The organism is Caldisericia bacterium, from assembly GCA_026414995.1.
GTDB lineage: Bacteria > Caldisericota > Caldisericia > B22-G15 > B22-G15 > JAAYUH01.
In genome coordinates, this window is the sequence record JAOAHY010000003.1 from 14,903 (window position 1) to 33,449 (window position 18,547).

Annotated in this window: 20 protein-coding genes; 6 read left to right on the plus strand and 14 right to left on the minus strand. The window is 25.9% G+C overall.

The annotated features are described in order from the left end of the window. The first annotated feature begins 6 nt into the window (after positions 1–6). Both N3D74_01820 and N3D74_01825 read left to right on the plus strand, forming a co-directional pair. Positions 7–342: a metallopeptidase family protein gene (locus tag N3D74_01820; GenBank protein ID MCX8094918.1), complete on the plus strand. Its 336-nt coding sequence runs from the start codon at positions 7–9 to the stop codon at positions 340–342. Next, on the plus strand, positions 343–3,069 hold the full coding sequence (locus N3D74_01825) for a UPF0182 family protein (GenBank protein ID MCX8094919.1): 2,727 nt from the start codon (positions 343–345) through the stop codon (positions 3,067–3,069). It begins immediately after the preceding gene. On the opposite strand, the gene N3D74_01830 is transcribed toward N3D74_01825, so the two are convergent. Beyond that, on the minus strand, positions 3,066–3,920 hold the full coding sequence (locus N3D74_01830) for a patatin-like phospholipase family protein (protein ID MCX8094920.1): 855 nt from the start codon (positions 3,918–3,920) through the stop codon (positions 3,066–3,068). The two genes, N3D74_01825 and N3D74_01830, sit on opposite strands and share 4 nt — an antisense overlap. 53 nt (positions 3,921–3,973) lie before the next feature. On the opposite strand from N3D74_01830, the gene ftcD reads away from it, so the two are divergent. Further along, positions 3,974–4,873 (plus strand): glutamate formimidoyltransferase, encoded by a 900-nt coding sequence (gene ftcD, locus N3D74_01835; protein MCX8094921.1) that lies wholly within the window; start codon positions 3,974–3,976, stop codon positions 4,871–4,873. A gap of 2 nt (positions 4,874–4,875) precedes the next feature. Here ftcD and N3D74_01840 read toward each other — a convergent pair whose 3' ends face one another. The 13 genes from N3D74_01840 to N3D74_01900 all read right to left on the minus strand — a co-directional run bounded on the left by N3D74_01840 (position 4,876) and on the right by N3D74_01900 (position 14,460). After that, positions 4,876–5,568: an amino acid ABC transporter permease gene (locus N3D74_01840; GenBank protein MCX8094922.1), complete on the minus strand. Its 693-nt coding sequence runs from the start codon at positions 5,566–5,568 to the stop codon at positions 4,876–4,878. Further along, a complete protein-coding gene (locus tag N3D74_01845) occupies positions 5,569–6,318 on the minus strand; it encodes an amino acid ABC transporter ATP-binding protein (GenBank protein MCX8094923.1) in 750 nt (249 codons plus the stop codon). Next, on the minus strand, positions 6,315–6,980 hold the full coding sequence (locus N3D74_01850; protein ID MCX8094924.1) for an amino acid ABC transporter permease: 666 nt from the start codon (positions 6,978–6,980) through the stop codon (positions 6,315–6,317). Before N3D74_01850 ends, N3D74_01845 begins: the two co-directional genes overlap by 4 nt. A gap of 8 nt (positions 6,981–6,988) precedes the next feature. Further along, positions 6,989–7,747, minus strand: a complete 759-nt coding sequence (locus N3D74_01855; protein MCX8094925.1) for a transporter substrate-binding domain-containing protein — start codon at positions 7,745–7,747, stop codon at positions 6,989–6,991. A gap of 65 nt (positions 7,748–7,812) precedes the next feature. Beyond that, entirely contained in the window at positions 7,813–9,036 is a 1,224-nt protein-coding gene (locus N3D74_01860) for an endonuclease Q family protein (protein MCX8094926.1), read from the minus strand. Continuing rightward, entirely contained in the window at positions 9,020–9,508 is a 489-nt protein-coding gene (locus tag N3D74_01865) for an HIT domain-containing protein (protein MCX8094927.1), read from the minus strand. Before N3D74_01865 ends, N3D74_01860 begins: the two co-directional genes overlap by 17 nt. Before the next feature lie 20 nt (positions 9,509–9,528). Further along, positions 9,529–9,957 carry a hypothetical protein gene (locus N3D74_01870; protein ID MCX8094928.1) on the minus strand — a complete coding sequence of 143 codons (429 nt, stop codon included), beginning with the start codon at positions 9,955–9,957 and terminating at the stop codon, positions 9,529–9,531. Further along, complete coding sequence (locus N3D74_01875; GenBank protein MCX8094929.1) at positions 9,954–10,649, minus strand: hypothetical protein; 696 nt, start codon at positions 10,647–10,649, stop codon at positions 9,954–9,956. Before N3D74_01875 ends, N3D74_01870 begins: the two co-directional genes overlap by 4 nt. Positions 10,650–10,668: 19 nt before the next feature. Next, positions 10,669–11,250 carry an RNA polymerase sigma factor gene (locus N3D74_01880; GenBank protein MCX8094930.1) on the minus strand — a complete coding sequence of 194 codons (582 nt, stop codon included), beginning with the start codon at positions 11,248–11,250 and terminating at the stop codon, positions 10,669–10,671. After that, positions 11,243–12,331 carry a hypothetical protein gene (locus tag N3D74_01885; GenBank protein MCX8094931.1) on the minus strand — a complete coding sequence of 363 codons (1,089 nt, stop codon included), beginning with the start codon at positions 12,329–12,331 and terminating at the stop codon, positions 11,243–11,245. Before N3D74_01885 ends, N3D74_01880 begins: the two co-directional genes overlap by 8 nt. A 15-nt stretch (positions 12,332–12,346) precedes the next feature. Further along, on the minus strand, positions 12,347–13,198 hold the full coding sequence (locus N3D74_01890; protein MCX8094932.1) for a radical SAM protein: 852 nt from the start codon (positions 13,196–13,198) through the stop codon (positions 12,347–12,349). Next, complete coding sequence (locus N3D74_01895; protein MCX8094933.1) at positions 13,185–14,087, minus strand: hypothetical protein; 903 nt, start codon at positions 14,085–14,087, stop codon at positions 13,185–13,187. Before N3D74_01895 ends, N3D74_01890 begins: the two co-directional genes overlap by 14 nt. Then, complete coding sequence (locus tag N3D74_01900) at positions 14,059–14,460, minus strand: cobalamin B12-binding domain-containing protein (GenBank protein MCX8094934.1); 402 nt, start codon at positions 14,458–14,460, stop codon at positions 14,059–14,061. The genes N3D74_01895 and N3D74_01900 overlap by 29 nt, the downstream gene beginning before the upstream one ends. A gap of 87 nt (positions 14,461–14,547) precedes the next feature. On the opposite strand from N3D74_01900, the gene dnaX reads away from it, so the two are divergent. The 3 genes from dnaX to argS are packed head-to-tail and all read left to right on the plus strand — an operon-like array spanning position 14,548 to position 18,545. Continuing rightward, on the plus strand, positions 14,548–16,041 hold the full coding sequence (dnaX, locus tag N3D74_01905; GenBank protein ID MCX8094935.1) for a DNA polymerase III subunit gamma/tau: 1,494 nt from the start codon (positions 14,548–14,550) through the stop codon (positions 16,039–16,041). A gap of 23 nt (positions 16,042–16,064) precedes the next feature. After that, complete coding sequence (locus N3D74_01910) at positions 16,065–16,949, plus strand: BON domain-containing protein (protein MCX8094936.1); 885 nt, start codon at positions 16,065–16,067, stop codon at positions 16,947–16,949. Continuing rightward, entirely contained in the window at positions 16,950–18,545 is a 1,596-nt protein-coding gene (gene argS / locus N3D74_01915; GenBank protein ID MCX8094937.1) for an arginine--tRNA ligase, read from the plus strand. Positions 18,546–18,547: the final 2 nt, after the last annotated feature.

Here is an 18,547-nt window from a genome sequence, read left to right on the forward strand (position 1 = left end):
TATTACATGGAATTAAAAGAATTTATTAATTTGGTTGAAGAAATATATTTGAGTTTACCTAAAGATATAAAATCTTCACTTGAAAATATTGAAATAACAGTTGAGGAGAAAGATAAAGGCCTTTTACTTGGTTTTTATAGGGGAGTACCATATAAATATAGAGGTCCTCATTATAATTTTGTTCTTCCTGACAAAATAGTTTTATTTAAAGAGGAAATCGAAAATGCGTCAATTCTAGAAAATATTTCTGTGAAAGAGAAGATAAAAAAAGTTTTACTTCATGAAATAGGACATTACTTAGGATTAAGTGAAGAGAAATTAAGAGAATTGGGAGTATATTAAATGGCACAATTAATTTTTATTTTATTGTTTCTTATTTTTATTCTTTATGTTTTATCAAAATCTAAAGCAAGAATTAAACCTCAAATTGTTATATTGATATTTATCCCGTTTATAACTATTATTATTTTAAATCTTCTTTCAACAATTTTTGTTGATTATTATTTTTTTGATAGTGTAAAGTATAAAAGTGTATTTTTTATTAGATTTTTCATAAATCTAGCAATAAAAGGTGCAGTTTTTGTAATTACTTTTTTAATGCTTTATTTTATTACAAAATTTGAGTATATACTTACTCCTTTTGAAACTCCAGAAAGAAAAAGGGAAAAGATAATTTTTAAAATTATTCATTTTATAATTGTTCTTATTTCATCAATAATATTCACAACACTAATTAACTTTAATTACAACAATATTTTAATGTTTTTTAATAGAGTTCCAACAGGAGTAATAACTGAAATTTTAAATAAAGACATTTCATTTTATCTATTTACTCTTCCTTTCTTGAATGATTTATCAAATATATTTCTCTCTATTTTAATATTTATTCTTTTATTTTCTATATTTTTCTTCTTTCTTCTTTCAAAATTAAAGTACACCCTTTCAATTAAGTTAAAAGATGAAGATATACAGAGAAAGTTGTTAAAAATAGTGTCATTTATAGTTTTTGTAATTTCTTTAAAAACTTATCTTGCAATTTATAATTTAATGTTTTCAAAAAGAGGTGCAGTTTATGGAATAGGATATACAGATTATTATATTAGAATTCCAATTTATTATATACTAATAATTATTTTAATACTTCTTGGTATTGTCCTTTTATTTATTAATAATAGAATTTTTTTAAAAAAAAGAAGAACATTTATAATTTTAACCTCTTTTTCTCTTATTATAATTTTATTTTTATATTCTATACTTCCCTCAATTTATCAAAGATTTGTTGTAAATCCAAATGAACTTTCAAGAGAAAGCATTTTTTTAGAATATAATATTAAATACACTAGATATGCTTATGGCATAGAGGATTTTAATTTTATAGAAATTGGGAATGTTTCAAATATAACAAAAGAAGTGGTAGAAAATAATCAAACAGTTATAAATAGTGCTAGAATTTGGGATCCAAGAGCACTTAAAGATACTTATAAAGAAATACAAGGTATAAGACCTTATTATAAATTCAATGATGTTGATATAGATAGATATATCATAAATGGGTTATTAAGAGAAGTTATGATATCAGCAAGAGAACTTGATAAGAATCTTCTCCCTGCTGATTCAAGAAGTTGGGTTAATCTTCATCTTAAATTTACACATGGATATGGAGTGTGCATGAGTGGAGTGGATGAAAGTACTCCTGAGGGACTACCAGTTCTTTTAATAAAAGATATACCTCCAAAAGTTGAAATAGATGGTGTTAAAATTACAAGATCTGAAATTTATTTCGGTGAATTAACAAATGATTATATTTTTGTTAATACTTCAACAGAAGAATTTGATTATCCAAAAGGTAATGAGAATGTATATACAAAATATAAAGGTGAAAGTGGAGTAAAAATAGACAATCTATTTAGAAAAATAATTTTTGCTATGCATTTTGGTGATATAAATATTCTTCTTTCAAGATATTTAACCAAAGGATCAAGAATCCTCTATTATAGAGAAGTTCTTGAAAGAGTAGATAAAATTGCACCTTTTCTTCTTTATGGATATGATCCTTATATTGTAATAGATAAGAACGGTAATTTGTTTTGGATAGGTGATGGATTTACAATCTCAAATACTTTTCCATACTCTGAAGGAGTAAAATATGGAGATATAATGCTTAATTACATAAGAAATTCTGTAAAATTTACTGTAAATGCATATAGTGGAGAGGTTAATTTTTATATTACAGATGAGAATGATCCATTAATAAAGGTTTATAGAAAAATTTATAAAGATTTATTTAAATCAATTGATGAGATGCCTGAAGATTTAAGAGAACATTTGAGATACCCAGATGATCTTGTTGAGATCCAATCTTATATTTTAAGAGATTATCATATGAAAGATGTTCAAGTTTTTTACAATAGAGAAGATAGATGGGAAAAAGCAAAAGAGAAATACATTCAAGATATACAACCTATTATTCCATATTTTATTTTTATGAATATTGATGGAAAAGTTGAATTTGTAAATATTCTTCCTATGACGCCAGTTGGAAAGGGAAATCTTATCTCGCTCTTTGTTGGGAGATGCGATAAAGAAAATTATGGTAAAGTTATAATTTACCAATTTTCAAAAGAAACATTGATTTATGGACCACAACAAATAGAAGCAAGAGTTGATCAGGATGAAGAAATTTCAAAAACATTAACACTTTGGAATCAACAAGGCTCACAAGTTATAAGGGGAAATACACTACTCTTACTTATTAATGGTTCAATTTTGTATATTGAACCTGTTTATCTTCAAGCAACACAAGGGAAAATTCCACAACTTAAAAAAGTTATATGTGCAACATTAGATAGACTAACTTGGGGAGATAGTGTAAAAGATGCTTTATCTGAAATACTTAAATATGAAAAAGGGCCTGAAAAAGAGATAAATTTTGATGAAATTTTAAAATCTCTTAAAGAGGCATTAGATAATTATAAAAGATACTCTGGAGAAGGAAATTTTGAGTTAGCAGGAAAAGAATTAAAGAAAATAGATGAGTTGCTAAAAATTCTGGAAAGCTTAAAGCCTTAGAATGAAAAAAGTATTTTTTTAATTTTTTTAATTTCACTTAATGTTTTTTCTTTGCCCTTTTCAATTATTTCTTGAGTATTTGTAAAATCAAAAGTGCTTTTCTCAATATCAATTTTTAATACATAATCTGCTTTTTCTAAATTTATTTCAACTAATTTTTCTGTCATAACATCATAAATTCTTTTTAAAATAGATAAATCTGAATTTAAGTTTTTTATGCTTTCTTTTTTTAAACCTCTATGAATGTCAACAACAAGAATTTTTTTTGCTCCAAACTCTTTTGCTTTTATAACTGGTGCATTATCAAGAACTCCTCCATCAACAAGAAGCATTTTGTTATAACTTACTGGTTTAAAAATAAATGGATAAGACATAGTAGCTCTAAGTGCTTTATAAAGAGGTCCTTTATCAAAGATAATCTCCTTTCCAGTTAATAGATCTACTGCTGTGCAGAAAAATTTTATTTTTAGATTTTCTATTTGTTCTTCTTTTGTAATTTCTTTTAATAACTCTTCAATTTTATCTTCACCTTCTTTTTCAAATAACCTTCCATATGTTGAAAGAAAAATAATTTCAAAAATATTGTTTAAATTTTTTATAAATGAAAATCTTGGTAATTTTAAAATTTTTGAATAATCAAAATTTAATGCCATATTTTTTATTTCTTCTGGAGTGTATCCTAGGGCAAATAAACCTCCAATTATTCCACCCATTGAAGTCCCACATATTAAATCAAAATTAATTCCACTGTTTATTAGTGCTTCAAGAACTCCAATATGTGCAAGACCTCTTGCTCCTCCACCCATTAAGACAATTCCAATTTTTCTTTTGAATAAACCAATTTTTTTCATCAAGATAAAGTATAACAGAGATGATATAATAATTCTAACTGGAGGTATTGTTTATGGCAAAACTTATTGAATCAGTACCTAACATAAGTGAAGGAAGGAGAAAGGATGTAATTGAGGAAATTGTAAAGGAAGTTAGAGATAGGCAAAATGTAAAACTTTTAGAGGTTTCTTCTGATGAATCTCATAATAGAACAGTTGTTACGATAGCAGGAGAAGTTGAAGAGGTAATTGATGCGCTTTTTTATTTTACTAAAAAAGCAGTTGAACTAATTGATCTTAGAAATCATAAAGGAGAGCACCCTCGAATTGGTGCAGTAGATGTTATACCTCTTGTTCCAATTTCAGGTATTGATAAAAAAGAGTTAAATGAATATGCAAAAAAACTTGGTGAAAAAATTTGGAATGAACTTAAAGTACCAATTTATTTTTATGCTGATTCTGCAACAAATGAAGAGAGGAAAAAGCTTCCAAATATTAGAAAAGGAGAGTTCGAGGGATTAGAAGAAAAAATGAAAGACCCAAAATGGTACCCTGATATTGGTGAACCAAAACCACATATTTCAGCTGGTGCAACAGTAGTTGGTGTTAGAGAGTTTTTAATTGCATATAATATAAATCTTGGAACAAAAGATGTAGAAATAGCAGAAAAAATAGCAAAATCAATAAGAGAATCATCTGGTGGACTCATGTTTGTTCAAGCAAAAGGATTTTATTTGGAAGATAAACAGTGCGCTCAAGTCTCAATGAATATTTTAAATTTCAAAAAAGCACCACTTTATAGAATTTATGAAATTGTAAAAATGGAAGCCGAAAGATATGGTACATACATTAAAGAAAGTGAACTAGTTGGATTAATTCCTTTAAAAGCTGTTTTAGATACTTTTGCTTTTTATTTAAAACTACCCGAACTTTCTCAAGATAAGGTTATTGAATATAAAATATTTAGTGAATAAATTTAAAAACTGAATGTTCTTCCTTTTACCGCAGAAACTCCAGGTATTTCTAACTTCTTTTCAAAAATAATCATAAATCTTGTGAGAATTATTGAAATTACTACATAGATAAATGCAATAATTGTAAAAGATTGAATATAATAAAAAGTTTTGCTTCCAATAAATTTTGCAACACTGGTAAGTTCCATTACAGTTAATATCATAGCTAAACTTGAATATTGTGTGAGAGCAATTAGTTCATTTGTCCATGCAGGAATTACAATTCTCAAAACTTGTGGAAGAAGTATATATCTTATCACTTTAAATCTATTCATTCCAATGCTTAATGCTGCATCTGTTTGACCTGTTGGGATAGCTAGAAAAGCAGTTCTAAAATATTCTGCTTGATATGCAGCGCTATTAAGACCCATTCCTAAAATTGCGGCAGTAAGTGGTGTAAATCTAACTAAACCTGTAGAAGGTAATCCAAAGTAAATTATGAAAAGTTGAACAACCATAGGGGTTCCTCTAATTATTTCTATATAAAGAGTCGAAAGAATTTTTAAAATCTTTGGGCCATAGAGTTTTAAAACTGCAAGAACTAATCCAAATATTAAACCAAAAAAAATTGAAACAAATGTTATATAAAGAGTTAGATAAAAACCACTTAAAAGTAAATTTCCATATCTTTCAAAAATAATTAAATAAGCTTCCATCTAATCTTTTTCCTCTTTGGTTATTATTCCAAGAAACTTTTTTATTCTCTCACTTTTAGGATTAAAGATTATTTCCTCTGGTGAACCTTTTTCAATTATTTTTCCACTATCAAGAAACATAATTTCATCTGCAACATCTTTTGCAAAATCTAATTCATGTGTAACAAGAAGCATTGTCATACCTTTTTCAGCTAAATTTTTTATTGCTCTTAAGACCTCTCCAATCAATTCCACATCAAGAGCACTTGTTGGTTCATCAAATAAAATTATTCTTGGATTCATAGCAATTGCTCTTGCAATTGCTACCCTCTGTTGTTGTCCACCAGAAAGTTGTGCAGGATAAAGCTTCCATAATCTTTTATCAATTCCAACAATATTTAAAGCATTTTCTGCAATACTTTCCGCCTCTTCTTTTTTCATTCCTTTAACTTTAAGTAGTCCAATTAAAACATTTTCAATTGCATTTAGATGCATAAAAAGATTAAAATGTTGGAAAACAAAGCCAATTTTTTCTCTAATTTTTGACAAATTTACTCCACTTTTTGTTATTTCCTCATTATCAAGAAAAATTTTTCCAGAATCAGGTTTTGTTAGAAAATTTATACAATAAAGTAGAGTGCTTTTGCCTCCCCCACTTGGTCCAATTATTACTTTTATTTCATTTTCATTTATTGAAAATGAAACTCCTTTTAAAACTTCATTTTTACCAAAACTCTTCTTTAAATTTTCTACTCTTAAGACCTCTTTCACCTTTTTTCTCCTAATCCTGGGATTCTATTTTTTTCATAAATTGAATAAAAAATATAATTTGAAAATCTCACCATAATAAAATATAAAATAGCAATAAAAATATAAATTTCAAAATATCTTCCAATTGATCTTGAAATAAGTTCTGCTTTTGTCATAATTTCTGTTATACCAAGAACAAAAGCAATAGATGTATCTTTAAGAAGGGTTATAAACTCATTTGTCCAGGATGGAATCATTATTCTAATAGCTTGAGGTAATAATATATTTAAGAAAACTTGAGTTTTGTTCATTCCAATACTCAATGCTGCAAGAATTTGACCTGTTGGAATTGCTTCAAGGGATGATCTAAAAATTTGACTTTGATAAGCAGCGCTTCTTATTCCAAGACCAAGTATTGCAGAAGTTAGTGGATCAAGATTAAATCCAAGATAAAGAATCAAGAAAAGAACCATTAAAGGAATTCCTCTTATTATTTCACCAATAATTCTAAAGATTAAATTAAATGGGGAGGCAAGATATACCTCCCCAAAAGTTAATAGTGAACCAGCAATAAAACCAAGAGCTATTCCTGTTAAAGTGAGCAAAATTGTATTAAAAATTCCAGAGAGTATATAAACTATTGCTCTAATATTATAAAAAATTGTTATGTCAAAAATTTTCATTAATATAATTATTCACCTGAAAAATATTTTTGAACTAAATCTGACCAATCTTTACTATTTTTAACTTCTTCCAAAGCTTTCTTTAAATCATTAAATAGTTTTTCATTATCTTTCTGGACAAATATTCCAGCAGTTTCTGGGGCAAGTTCTGCAGTAACAACATAGTTATATTTTTGCTCATATAATTTTGCAACTGGAGTATCAATTATCATAGCGTCAATTGCTCCATTTTGAAGATCAAGCATTCCTAGAATAACAGATGTATATCTTCTCACATCTACATTTAATGCCTCTTTTTTCTGTATCCCTTCATCAAGAATTTGTTCTCCGGTAGTACCTTTTTGAACTCCTACTTTCTTACCAGAAAGATCTGATAGACCTAAAGGTTTAAATGCACTTTTTACATTAACTATAATTGATTGACCAGTAACCCAATAAGGAATTGCAGGAGCAACTTTAAGTCTATCTTCAGTTATTGTAATACATGCTATTGCAACATCAATTTTTTTCTTTTCAAGAGAAGGAATTATTGAGTCAAAATCCATGTTAACAATTTTTACCTCATACCCAAGCTTTTTTCCTAATAATCTTATTAAATCTAAATCAAAACCAACAAATTCACCAGTTTTTTCATCAACATACTCAAATGGAGGGTAATCTGCAGATGTTCCAACATTTAAAACTTTAGGTTGTTTTTTACAAGAGATAAATAAACTTAAAACAAGTGATAAAATTAATACTAATAAAACAATTTTATTTTTAATCATAAAAACCTCCTCTTAAAAATTTTATCAATTTAATTAAATCTAATCAATAATTTTCTATGAAATACTTAAAAAAGTGATGGAGGCTTTTCTGTTTCAAAATCTTCTATTACCTCAATCACTCCATATTCTCCATCAAAGCCTGGTTTTTTCTTTACTTTTCCTTCTCTCATATTTTTTATTAGTTTAAAAATTTTATCATCTATTCTACCTGATAGTTCGTTTAAGGGTAAAAAAAGAAGAACATTCATTTCATTTCCAAATTTTTGAACTATTTTCATATATTCATCTTCAACAAATTTTGTGTTTTTGTTTTTTTGGTGTGCTTGAGAGATAATCTCAATTAAAGGAATTAAATTTTTAAATGGTATAAAATTATTTTCATTGAAATTTTCTCTATCTTTTAACTCATAAACTCTATGAAGAACTCCAAGGGTTAATGGTTTTTTACAAACTGGACATATGTTTTTTATTTTAATTGATTCCTCAGGACTTAAAGATACTCCACAGTTTCTGTGTCCATCATAATGGTATTTTCCTTCTTCTGGAAAAAATTCAATTGTGAATAGAAAACGTGTCTTATCTCTCTTTTTTATTGCATCTATTATTTCATCATATTTTAATTCACAATCAAAAACATTTCCCTCTCTTCCAATATTTGAAGGAGAATGAGCATCAGAGTTAGATAAAAGAGCTATGTTATCTAATTTTGAAATAAGGTGATTCATAGGAGGGTCAGATGAAAGTCCTGTTTCAATTGCATAAATATTATCTAATTCATTTTGAAATGCTTCTTCTAAAGAATCAAAACCAGTTTCTGAACCAAAAATACCAAACCATGGAGTCCAAGCGTGAGCAGGATAAATAAAAGTATATGGCGCGACATCTTTTATTACTTTCACAAATTCACTACAACTAAATGGAAGTATTGGCCTTCCATCAATTCCTAAATCTGAATATTTTGATAGAGTTTTGTTTATTTTTTCCATATCTTCAATTGATTTAATTAAAAATGATATATGTACTCTTCTAGTTTTTCCTCCTTGTGAAAAAATAAGAGCAACCTCGCCACTAATTATAAAATTTGTTCCATCATACTCATATATTCCATCATTTTTTTCCTTAAGATACATCTTTATTTCTTTTTCCCATTCAGGATGAGTTGAGTCTCCAGTTCCAAGAAGATTTATACCTTTAATTTTTGCCCATTGTGAAAGTGTAGAAATATCCATATCCTTACTTGTTGCTCTTGAATATTTAGAATGTATGTGTAAATCAGCAACTATTTTCAATAAATTCCTCCTTTAATTTTTTATAAATTTCAAATAAACTATCTGGTATAACTCTTGTTTCACCAAATACAGTCATAAAGTTTGTATCTCCAGACCAGCGAGGAACAATGTGAAAATGTAGGTGCTCTTCTCCTGCACCAGCAGCCCTACCAATATTAACTCCTATATTATAACCATCTGGTTTATATATTTTTTCAATTATTTTCTGTGATAAAATTAAAAAATTCATAATCTCTTTCATTTCATCATCATTTAGTTCATAAAGGTCTTTAATATGTCTCAAAGGAGAAATCATTAGATGTGCAGAATTATAAGGATATTTATTCATAATAATTATAGAGAAATTCCCTCTCTTTAAAATAAGATTTTCTTCATCTTTATTATCTTTAACCAGTTCACATATAAAGCAACCTGTTTTTTTCTTTGAAGATAATATATATTTTATTCTCCATGGAGCCCAAAGAACTCTCATATTTCAAATTATATAAAAATTTAGATGTTTGGTAAAATGAGTAGATAAAAAATTATAGCAATAAGAAGTATGAAATAAAAATTTTTTGATAACAAAATATTAGACAACTCTAAAAGAAAAATTGTTTTGAAATCAGATGATATAAAATTTTTTAGATTCTCTTTCAAATATATTCTTGTATTTCCCTCTTTTATATCTATAAAATCTATTTTTTTATCTCTTAAGAATTTTTCAAAAGCAGTTATATTTTCTTTTTCAACATAAATATCTAAATATCCTGAAAGATAATTTTCGTTTCTTTCAAATACAATATTTTTAACTTCAACTAATCCTAATTTTTCTCCCTCATCAAAAGTTTTCAAAATATCAATTATATTGTCAACTTTAAACACTTTGAATCCTAATAAAAAAATTGCTAAAAGAAACAATATTATAATTAATTTTTTCATAATAAAACTTTTCTATTTCTTTTAAGAATAAAAAAGAGTGGGAGCAAAAATATTGTTGTAAATATTAAATATGGCAAATATGTTCCTAAATAATATGAAAAGGTTTTTTTTGGATAATTTTTATAATTTATTTTAACTGAGATATAATCACTTTTTTCTTTTCCCCCTTCAATTTTTTCAACCAAAATCTCTCCTTTATCTGATAGAGTTTCAAACAAAAGATTAAACTCCTCTCTTGGAATTTTTAAATTGCCAGTTTTTTCTTCTATTTTTTCATCTTTAACATAAAGAGTAAGTTCTATTTCATTTATATTTGAGTTATTTACAACATTTGAAATCGTATATTTATGATTTTGTTTATTTAAATTTGAAATCTTTAAATTGTGCTCTTTATGAGTAAATGGGATTATCATTAATAAAATAAGGGTAAAATTTAATGCTAAGCCTAAATATATAGAAACTTTTCTTTTTATCTTCTCTTTTCTAATTTTATATAATATTTTACTCTCTAAATTTATTTTTTCTCTTAAATTTTTTATTTCTTTTAAATCTTTTCTTAAAATTTCTAATTTTTTGAAGTAATTAAACGCAATTTCATCCTCTTTTAAAATTTTAAAGAGTTTTTCTTTTTCCTCTTCAGATAGTTCAGACTCAAAGAAGCGATTGATTAAATCTCTAATAACTTTTTCCATCACTTTTTAGATTTAAAAATTAAATTTTTGTTTCAGAATTACTATCTTTTCCGCTCAATTTCCTCTCTATCTCTCTTTTTAGTTTTTCTCTTGCTCTAAAAAGTCTCGATTTTATAGTTCCAATAGGAAGAGAAAGGACTCTAGACATCTCTTCATAACTTAAGTTATTAATTTCCCTTAACTCAATTATTAATCTGTCAAAATCTTTTAGTTTGCCAAGACATTCATTAACTATTTTTATTCTCTCTTCTTTTTCAATTTCATCCCAAACAGAAGACTTTGTATCTTCAATTTGAAATTCAAGTTCATCTTCATCTTTGTCTATAATTGTTAAAATTTGTCCTCTTTTTTTCAAATAATTAATAGAGAGATTGTATGCAATTCTATATAACCATGTTGAGAAAGATGAATTACCTTTAAAATTTTTTAAATTATTATATGCTATAAGAAATGCCTCTTGCGTTAAATCAAGTGCATCATCTCTATTTTTTACTATTGAAAAACATAAGTTAAAAATTTCATTTTGATGCTCTTTTATAAAATAAGAGAACTTTTCAATATCTCCTTTTAAAATCTCATTTATTAATTCCTTTTCATTCATAATTTAATGTATAAATTTTTGAATCTATAAGAATTAAATAATAATCTCCATTAAAAATTATATCTTTAAATTTTCCCTTAAAAATAAAATTTTTTCCATTTATCTTTAAAATTTTATATTCACTATAGAAACTATTAAACTCCCAAATTGATATTAAATTTTTATTTATATTATAAATTGTAATTGGCCTTATAAATGGAAAATAAATTTCTTGAGTAATTTTATAATCTTTAACAACTAAAATTTTATCATTTAACAATAAATAATATTTATCTTCTAATTTAACAATTTCATTTATATCACTTTTAATATCGAATTTTATTTTAATATCACCATTAAAATTTAAAAATAGAATAGAATTTGATGTATAAGAGTAACTTTGCCAGAATAAAATTATTTCTTCTTTCTCATAATCTATCAACCCTTTTGGGTTAAATAGAATTTCATTTTGAGGTCTTACATTTTTTTGAAGCAGTATCTCACCATTAAAATTTATAATTAAAAGATCGCCATCATTTTGAAAAACTAGAATTTTTTCACCATTTGAAAAAACAGTAGAATATGGCATACTATTCAAGTTTTCAAATTTTATATTTTTAAGTTCTTTATAACTATTTTTATCATAAAGAGAAAAAAGAATTGATAGAGAATCCTTTTTTAAATATTTAATAACAAAGCGTTCATCAAATATATATAATTCATAAGGATAGAAACCCTCTTTTTTAATTTCCTTTAAAGTTTTTAAATCCTTATTTAATATAACTAAATTATCTGAAAGGATATATATTTTGTCTTTATCGACTTCAAAATTTCTTATAAAATATTGAAAAGAAGAATACTTATCTTCATTTAGTAAATATATTGATTTTGATGTTGCATAAAAAGGTGTATTTTCAATCTCTCCTATTTTAAAACTTAATGGAAGAACATCTTTTCCATATTTAAGAATTGTTCCTTTTTGTGAAAATATAAATAAAAACAAAATATATAAAAAAAGAAAAAGCAAGAAATTTAATTTCTGAATAAATTTTTTTGGAAATTTAAACTCTCTTTTTCTTTTTATCTTAAATCTATCTTCCATGATTAATAAATTATACTATTTTTTAAATAATCCACTTCCATCACAAACATTGGTATTAAGAAAGGATAAATTTTCTCTACATGTTGAGAAATATAAACCATATGAAAGAGCAATATCCCTAATATTTTTTAATAATCTCTCTCTATAGGAAGATTCAATATATAAAGAATTACCATATTTTTCTTTATATAATGGAATCATTTTTTCATAAATATCAGATAACTTTTCTTTAAATCTTTTCATTGAATCAAATTTTAATTTTAATGTTGAAGAAATAATTTGATTTGAATATTTTGAAACTAATCTAATTAAATCCTCTATTTTTCTCAAATCATCATTAAAAAAAGGAATAATTGGGTCAATTCTTACTGCTGTTTGAATCCCATTTTCTTTTAAAATTTTTAACATATTTATTCTTCTTTCAGGAGATGGTGCATATGGTTCAATTTTTTTATAATTTTCGTCATTAATTGTTATTGTCACAGTTACTACTACATTCATTTCTTTTAAAATATCAATATCCCTTAATAAGATGTCACTTTTAGTAACAATTAAAACCTTAATATTGTTTTCCATAAAAATTTTAAGTATTTCCCTTGTAATTTTTAAATGTTTTTCTATGTATGGATAGGGGTCTGAAGAATTTGAAAGCATAATATAAAAATTTTTATCAAAATTTTTTAAATCTCTTTTAACATTATCAATTAAATTTTGTTTTAACCTAACTTTATTTGAATTTTTAATATAAGAAGTGATATAACAATATATACAATTGAATGAACACCCGGTATAAGGGTTTAAACTATATTTTTTTGGACAGGTACAAAATTTTCCCTTCCAGGGGTCGAATTCTTTAATTATTCTCAAAATCTAACTCGTAAATATTTATTTCTCCTTCTTCTATTCCTTTTAATTTTTCTTCTTCCAATTTTTTAATGTATCTATTAATAAACCTCTCTCTTATAAAATATTTAAATGTTTCTTTTCTTCTAATTCTTTCTCTTTTTTCAAAGATATCACAATTCAATATCTCCTCTCTTTTTATCTTAATATTCTCTATAAATTCATCTATTCCTCTACCATTAATTGCACTTACAAGATATGTTTGAGGAACCTCTTTAAAAAAGAAATTAAAACTATTTTTAAGTGAACTATAAAAAACTTCAGCATTTTCATAATCGCCTTTAGTTACAACAAATATATCTCCTATTTCCATAATTCCACCTTTTAGAAATTGAATTTCATCTCCAAGGTATGGTGCCAGAAGAACAACTGTAAGATGAGAAAAATTTTTGATACTTGAATCACCTTGACCAATTCCTGCTGTTTCAACAATAATTGTTTTGAATGGAGAGGCAGAGAGTAGATCTAAAACAAACGGGAGTGAAGGAGATATGCCAAAAGGAAAGTTTCTTGTTGCCATTGATCTTATAAAAAAGTTTTCACTTTTTGTTTTCATTCTTAATCTATCGCCAAGAAATGCACCTCCACTAATAGGACTTGATGGGTCACATAGAAGGCATCCAATTTTTTCATCTTCAAAAAAGGAAAGGAGTCTATCAATAAGTGTTGATTTACCAACTCCAAGAGGTCCTGTTATGCCTAAAATAAAAATTCTCTTTCTTAAAGGAAAGATAGCCTTTAAAATTTCAAATCCTTCATCTTCTCCATTTTCAACAAGAGTTATCGCTTTCCCTAATTTTAATCTATCCCCCTCAATTACCCCATTAACTAAAGACTCTATTTTTGAATTCATTATTCAAAAATTCAATAATTTCTTTTATACTTGAATCTGGAGTGAATATTTTTTTAAAACCATAAGATTTAAGAATTTCAATATCTTCTTTTGGAATAATTCCACCACCAAAAAGTAAAACTTCCTTCCCCTTCTCTTTTAAAAGTTCACTTACTTTTTTAAAAAGTTCCAGATGGGCACCAGACAAGCAAGAAAGACCAACTGCGTCAACATCTTCTTCAATTGCCATATTTACAATTTCTTCTGGTGTTCTTCTTATACCAGTATAAATAACCTCATACCCCTCGTCCATTAAAGCTCTTGAGATTACTTTCGCTCCTCTATCATGTCCATCAAGACCAGGTTTTGCAATTAAAATTCTTATTCTTTTCATATTTCCTCCAAAAGAATTATATAAAAAAATTAAGAATTTTCTATTATAATTTTATTATGAAACTCACTTTTTTGAGGCAAAAGGAAAATGGAATATCTCACCCTATATAGAAAATATAGACCCAAAGATTTCAGTGAAATAAAAGGTCAAGAACACATAGTTAAGGTATTAATTAATTCTCTTGAAATGAAAAAAATTTCACATGCATATCTATTTTCAGGTCCAAAAGGAACAGGAAAGACAACAATTGCAAGAATTTTTTCCAAAGGTTTAAATTGCGAATCAGGAATTACATCAAAACCATGTAATGTTTGTAGAAATTGCATAAGCATAAATGAAGGTACAAATATTGATGTTATAGAGATAGACGGAGCATCAAATAGAGGTATTGATGAAGTTAGAAGTTTAAAAGAAAGAGTAAATCTTGCACCAACTTTTGGAAGATACAGAGTTTTTATAATAGATGAAGCACATATGCTAACTCAAGAAGCATTTAACGCTCTATTAAAGACTCTTGAAGAACCACCTGAAAAAACCATTTTCATTCTTGCAACTACTGATCCACAAAAATTACCTTTAACAATAATTTCAAGATGTATAAGATTTAACTTCAAAAGAATAAGCATAAAAGATTTGATTGATACAGGAAAGATGATTGCAACAAATGAAAAAATTGAAATAGAAGATGAAGTTCTAGAAAGAATAGCAAATTATTCAGAAGGTTCATTAAGAGATTTTATTTCAACTTTAGAAGAGATTGTTCTATTTAGTGGGAACAAAGTCAGTTTAAAAGATTTATTGTCTTTATATGGTGAAAGTGAAGATGAGATTTATAAAAAAATTTATACTTCTATTTTACAAGGAGATGACTCCTTGTTTCTTACTTTGATTCATAATTTGGTTGAAGAAGGAAAAGAGATAAATGAAATTTTAAGGGGTTTAATAAATTTTGGGAGAAAAGTTCTCTTTTTGAAAATTTTTGATGAAAAAAGAGATGACGATACTCTCTCTTTTTTTAAAAAAGATTTTCTTATAGAGACTCTTGATACTTTAATAAACTTGAGTTCTGAGTTGAGATATTCACACTATCCAAGATTTCTTTTTGAAGTAAAAATTTTAAAGCTCCTTTTAAAATTTTCAAAAGAAAAATTTCCTGAAAAAGTTTATGTAAAATCACCTCAAGAGGTTACTTCTGAAACTATTCAAATAAAAAAAGAAGAAAAAAGAAGTTTTTTATGGAATGATTTTCTTGATGAGTTGAAAAAATCAAATAAAGCACTGTATGCTATGCTGAGATTTGGAAGATTTATTAAGTTAGAGGAAGAAAAAATTTATATAGAATTTCCATTTCCATATAAATTTCAAAAAGACACGGTTGAGAGCAAAAAAGATGAAATTAAAAAAACTCTTTTAAATCTTGGATATAGAGTTAATGATCTTATATTTTCACTTCAAAGTGAAGAGGATTATATAAAAGAAAAAGAGGAAATTGAAAAGTCTGATGAACTCCAAACCCTTTTTAAATTTTTTGAGGGTAAGGTTGAAAGAGTAGAAGAGAATATAGAGAATGAGGAATTTTAAAAATAAATGAAAGGAGGGCAATGATGGATAGAAGAATAGCCCCTTCTGATGAGAAGGGTTTGAAGTTAAAAGATTTAAATATATTAAAAAAAATAAAAAATTTAATAGATAAAAATGAAGCTCTTAAAAAAGAAAAGATAAATATAACAGTAAAAAGTGGAGAAGTTATTCTTGAAGGAAATGTGTCAAGTGAAAAAGTGATAAATGAGATTGAAAATTTATTAAAAGAAATAAAAAGTATTAAAAAAGTTATAAACAATCTAACTTATGAGATAAAAAGAAGTTTGGATGCAAATATAGCGGAAGAGAGTTTAAAAATACTTGAAGAGAAAGGTTTTAAAAATCTTAACATAACTTATAAAGGAGGAGTTCTAAATATATATGGAAATGTAAATAATTTAAAAGAAAAAAAGCAAATCGAAAAAATTCTTTCTAATTTAAAACTAACAAAAATTAACAATTTTATAAAAATTAAACCAAGTTTTAATGTTAATGATTTTATTATTGAAAGTTTGGTTTATGATAATTTAAAGAAAAATAAAATTTTTAACTTAAAAATTAAAGTGTTAAATAAAGTACTTTACCTTAGAGGAAATGTTGAAAATGAGAAAGAGAGAGAAGAAGTTTTAGATAAAGCATCAGAGGTTCCAGGAGTTATAGAAATTATAAATGGAATAACATTAAGAGATGAAAAAAGTATTGATATTGAAATTGAGAACAACATAAGAGAAATTTTAAAGGGACCAGAATATTCAAGTGATAAAATAAATTTTATATCAATATCAGGTAATGTATTTCTAGAAGGTGAAGCATATAATCAAAATACACTTTATTCAATTGAGGAAAAAGTTAGTAAAATAAAAAATGTTAAAAGAGTAATAAACAGGATAATTGGAGTTGTTAGATAAATGATTCTAAGACCTATTTTTGAAGAAAAATTCAAGAAATTCAATTTAAATTCAAAAGATTTTAATTTAAACATACCAAAAAATAAAAATTTTGGCGATATATCATCAGATTTTTTAATAAATTTAAAAGATAAATCTATTAGAGAAGAGATAAAAAAAGAGTTTGAAAATGATAAATATTTTAAAAAAGTTGAAATAGTTGAACCTGGTTTTCTAAATTTATTTTTTTCTGAAGCATTTTACTCTTTTTTCATAAAAAAACTTTTAAATGATGGTGTTAATTTTTTAAAAGATTCTTTAAAATCTAATAAAAAAATTCAAATAGAGTTTGTATCTGCAAATCCAACAGGTCCTTTAACTCTTGGTAATGGAAGAAATGCAGTTATTGGTGATGTACTTGCTAATGTATTTGCTTATCTTGGTTTTAATGTCCAAAGAGAATATTATCTAAATGATGCTGGAAAAAAGGTAGAACTTTTAGTTGATTCAGTTTATGCAAGGGTTAAAGAACTTTTAGGAGAAAATGTGCTATTTCCAGAGGATGGATATAGAGGAGAGTATGTAGTAGAAATTGCAAGGAATATTATTGACAGCAAAAAAATTTATCTTTTAAATAATAGAGAAAAATTTAGAGAAGAAATTTTAAATATTATTATTGGTTGGATAAAAAAAGATCTATCTGATTTTGGAGTATATTTTGACAATTTTTTTTCAGAAAGAGAGATGAGAGAAAGGGGGGAGGTTGAAGAGGTTTTAAAAATATTAAAAGATAAAAATATGAGTTATGAAAAAGATGGGGCAGTTTGGTTTAAATCAACTCTTTTTGGAGATGAGAAAGACAGAGTTTTAGTAAAAAGTGATGGAGATTATACCTACTTTCTTACTGACATAGCATATCATATAAATAAATGGAGAAGAGGTTTTGAACTTGTAATAGATATTTGGGGTTGGGATCACATTGGGCATATTGAACCACTTAAAAATGCGCTTTCAATTTTTGGAATACCCCATAATTTTCTTAATGTTATTCTTTATCAGATAGTTCACTTAAAATCTTATGGAAAAGAGATAAAAATGAGTAAAACAAGTGGTGAATTTGTTCTTTTGAGAGAACTTATAGATGATATAGGCAAAGACACTGTAAGATTTATATTTTTATCAAGAGCATCTGAAAGTCCACTTGATTTTGATATAGAAATTGCAAAAAAGAAAAATATGGAAAACCCAGTTTTTTATATTCAATATGCATATACAAGAGGTAAAGCAATAGAAAGAAAAAAATTAGAAAAAGGAATAGAAATAAATTTTGAAAATTTAGATCTTTCTTTTTCAGATCTTGAAAGAGAAATATTAAATAGATTGATTTATACAGAAGAAATTTTATATCAAGTAATAAATAAATATGCTCCGCATCTATTAACATTTCACTCACTAGAGATTTCAAAAAAATTTCATACATTTTATCATGATTATCCTGTTTTGTCAGAGAACGACGAAAAAACAAGGAATAGAAGATATGCAATTGTAAAGTGTGTTGAAATTATATTAAATATATTGTTAAATTTAATGGGTGTATCAACACCTGAGGAGATGTGAGT

What these genes read in the sequence shown, in the direction of transcription:
- N3D74_01840 (MCX8094922.1), bottom strand. Translation starts at nt 5,568, where the DNA reads ATGGAAGCTTATTTAATTATTTTTGAAAGATATGGAAATTTACTTTTA.
- N3D74_01880 (MCX8094930.1), bottom strand. Translation starts at nt 11,250, where the DNA reads ATGAATGAAAAGGAATTAATAAATGAGATTTTAAAAGGAGATATTGAA.
- ftcD (MCX8094921.1), top strand. Translation starts at nt 3,974, where the DNA reads ATGGCAAAACTTATTGAATCAGTACCTAACATAAGTGAAGGAAGGAGA.
- N3D74_01855 (MCX8094925.1), bottom strand. Translation starts at nt 7,747, where the DNA reads ATGATTAAAAATAAAATTGTTTTATTAGTATTAATTTTATCACTTGTT.
- N3D74_01830 (MCX8094920.1), bottom strand. Translation starts at nt 3,920, where the DNA reads ATGAAAAAAATTGGTTTATTCAAAAGAAAAATTGGAATTGTCTTAATG.
- N3D74_01875 (MCX8094929.1), bottom strand. Translation starts at nt 10,649, where the DNA reads ATGGAAAAAGTTATTAGAGATTTAATCAATCGCTTCTTTGAGTCTGAA.
- argS (MCX8094937.1), top strand. Translation starts at nt 16,950, where the DNA reads ATGATTCTAAGACCTATTTTTGAAGAAAAATTCAAGAAATTCAATTTA.
- N3D74_01820 (MCX8094918.1), top strand. Translation starts at nt 7, where the DNA reads ATGGAATTAAAAGAATTTATTAATTTGGTTGAAGAAATATATTTGAGT.
- N3D74_01885 (MCX8094931.1), bottom strand. Translation starts at nt 12,331, where the DNA reads ATGGAAGATAGATTTAAGATAAAAAGAAAAAGAGAGTTTAAATTTCCA.
- N3D74_01825 (MCX8094919.1), top strand. Translation starts at nt 343, where the DNA reads ATGGCACAATTAATTTTTATTTTATTGTTTCTTATTTTTATTCTTTAT.
- N3D74_01910 (MCX8094936.1), top strand. Translation starts at nt 16,065, where the DNA reads ATGGATAGAAGAATAGCCCCTTCTGATGAGAAGGGTTTGAAGTTAAAA.
- N3D74_01865 (MCX8094927.1), bottom strand. Translation starts at nt 9,508, where the DNA reads ATGAGAGTTCTTTGGGCTCCATGGAGAATAAAATATATATTATCTTCA.
- N3D74_01850 (MCX8094924.1), bottom strand. Translation starts at nt 6,980, where the DNA reads ATGAAAATTTTTGACATAACAATTTTTTATAATATTAGAGCAATAGTT.
- N3D74_01870 (MCX8094928.1), bottom strand. Translation starts at nt 9,957, where the DNA reads ATGAAAAAATTAATTATAATATTGTTTCTTTTAGCAATTTTTTTATTA.
- N3D74_01900 (MCX8094934.1), bottom strand. Translation starts at nt 14,460, where the DNA reads ATGAAAAGAATAAGAATTTTAATTGCAAAACCTGGTCTTGATGGACAT.
- dnaX (MCX8094935.1), top strand. Translation starts at nt 14,548, where the DNA reads ATGGAATATCTCACCCTATATAGAAAATATAGACCCAAAGATTTCAGT.
- N3D74_01895 (MCX8094933.1), bottom strand. Translation starts at nt 14,087, where the DNA reads ATGAATTCAAAAATAGAGTCTTTAGTTAATGGGGTAATTGAGGGGGAT.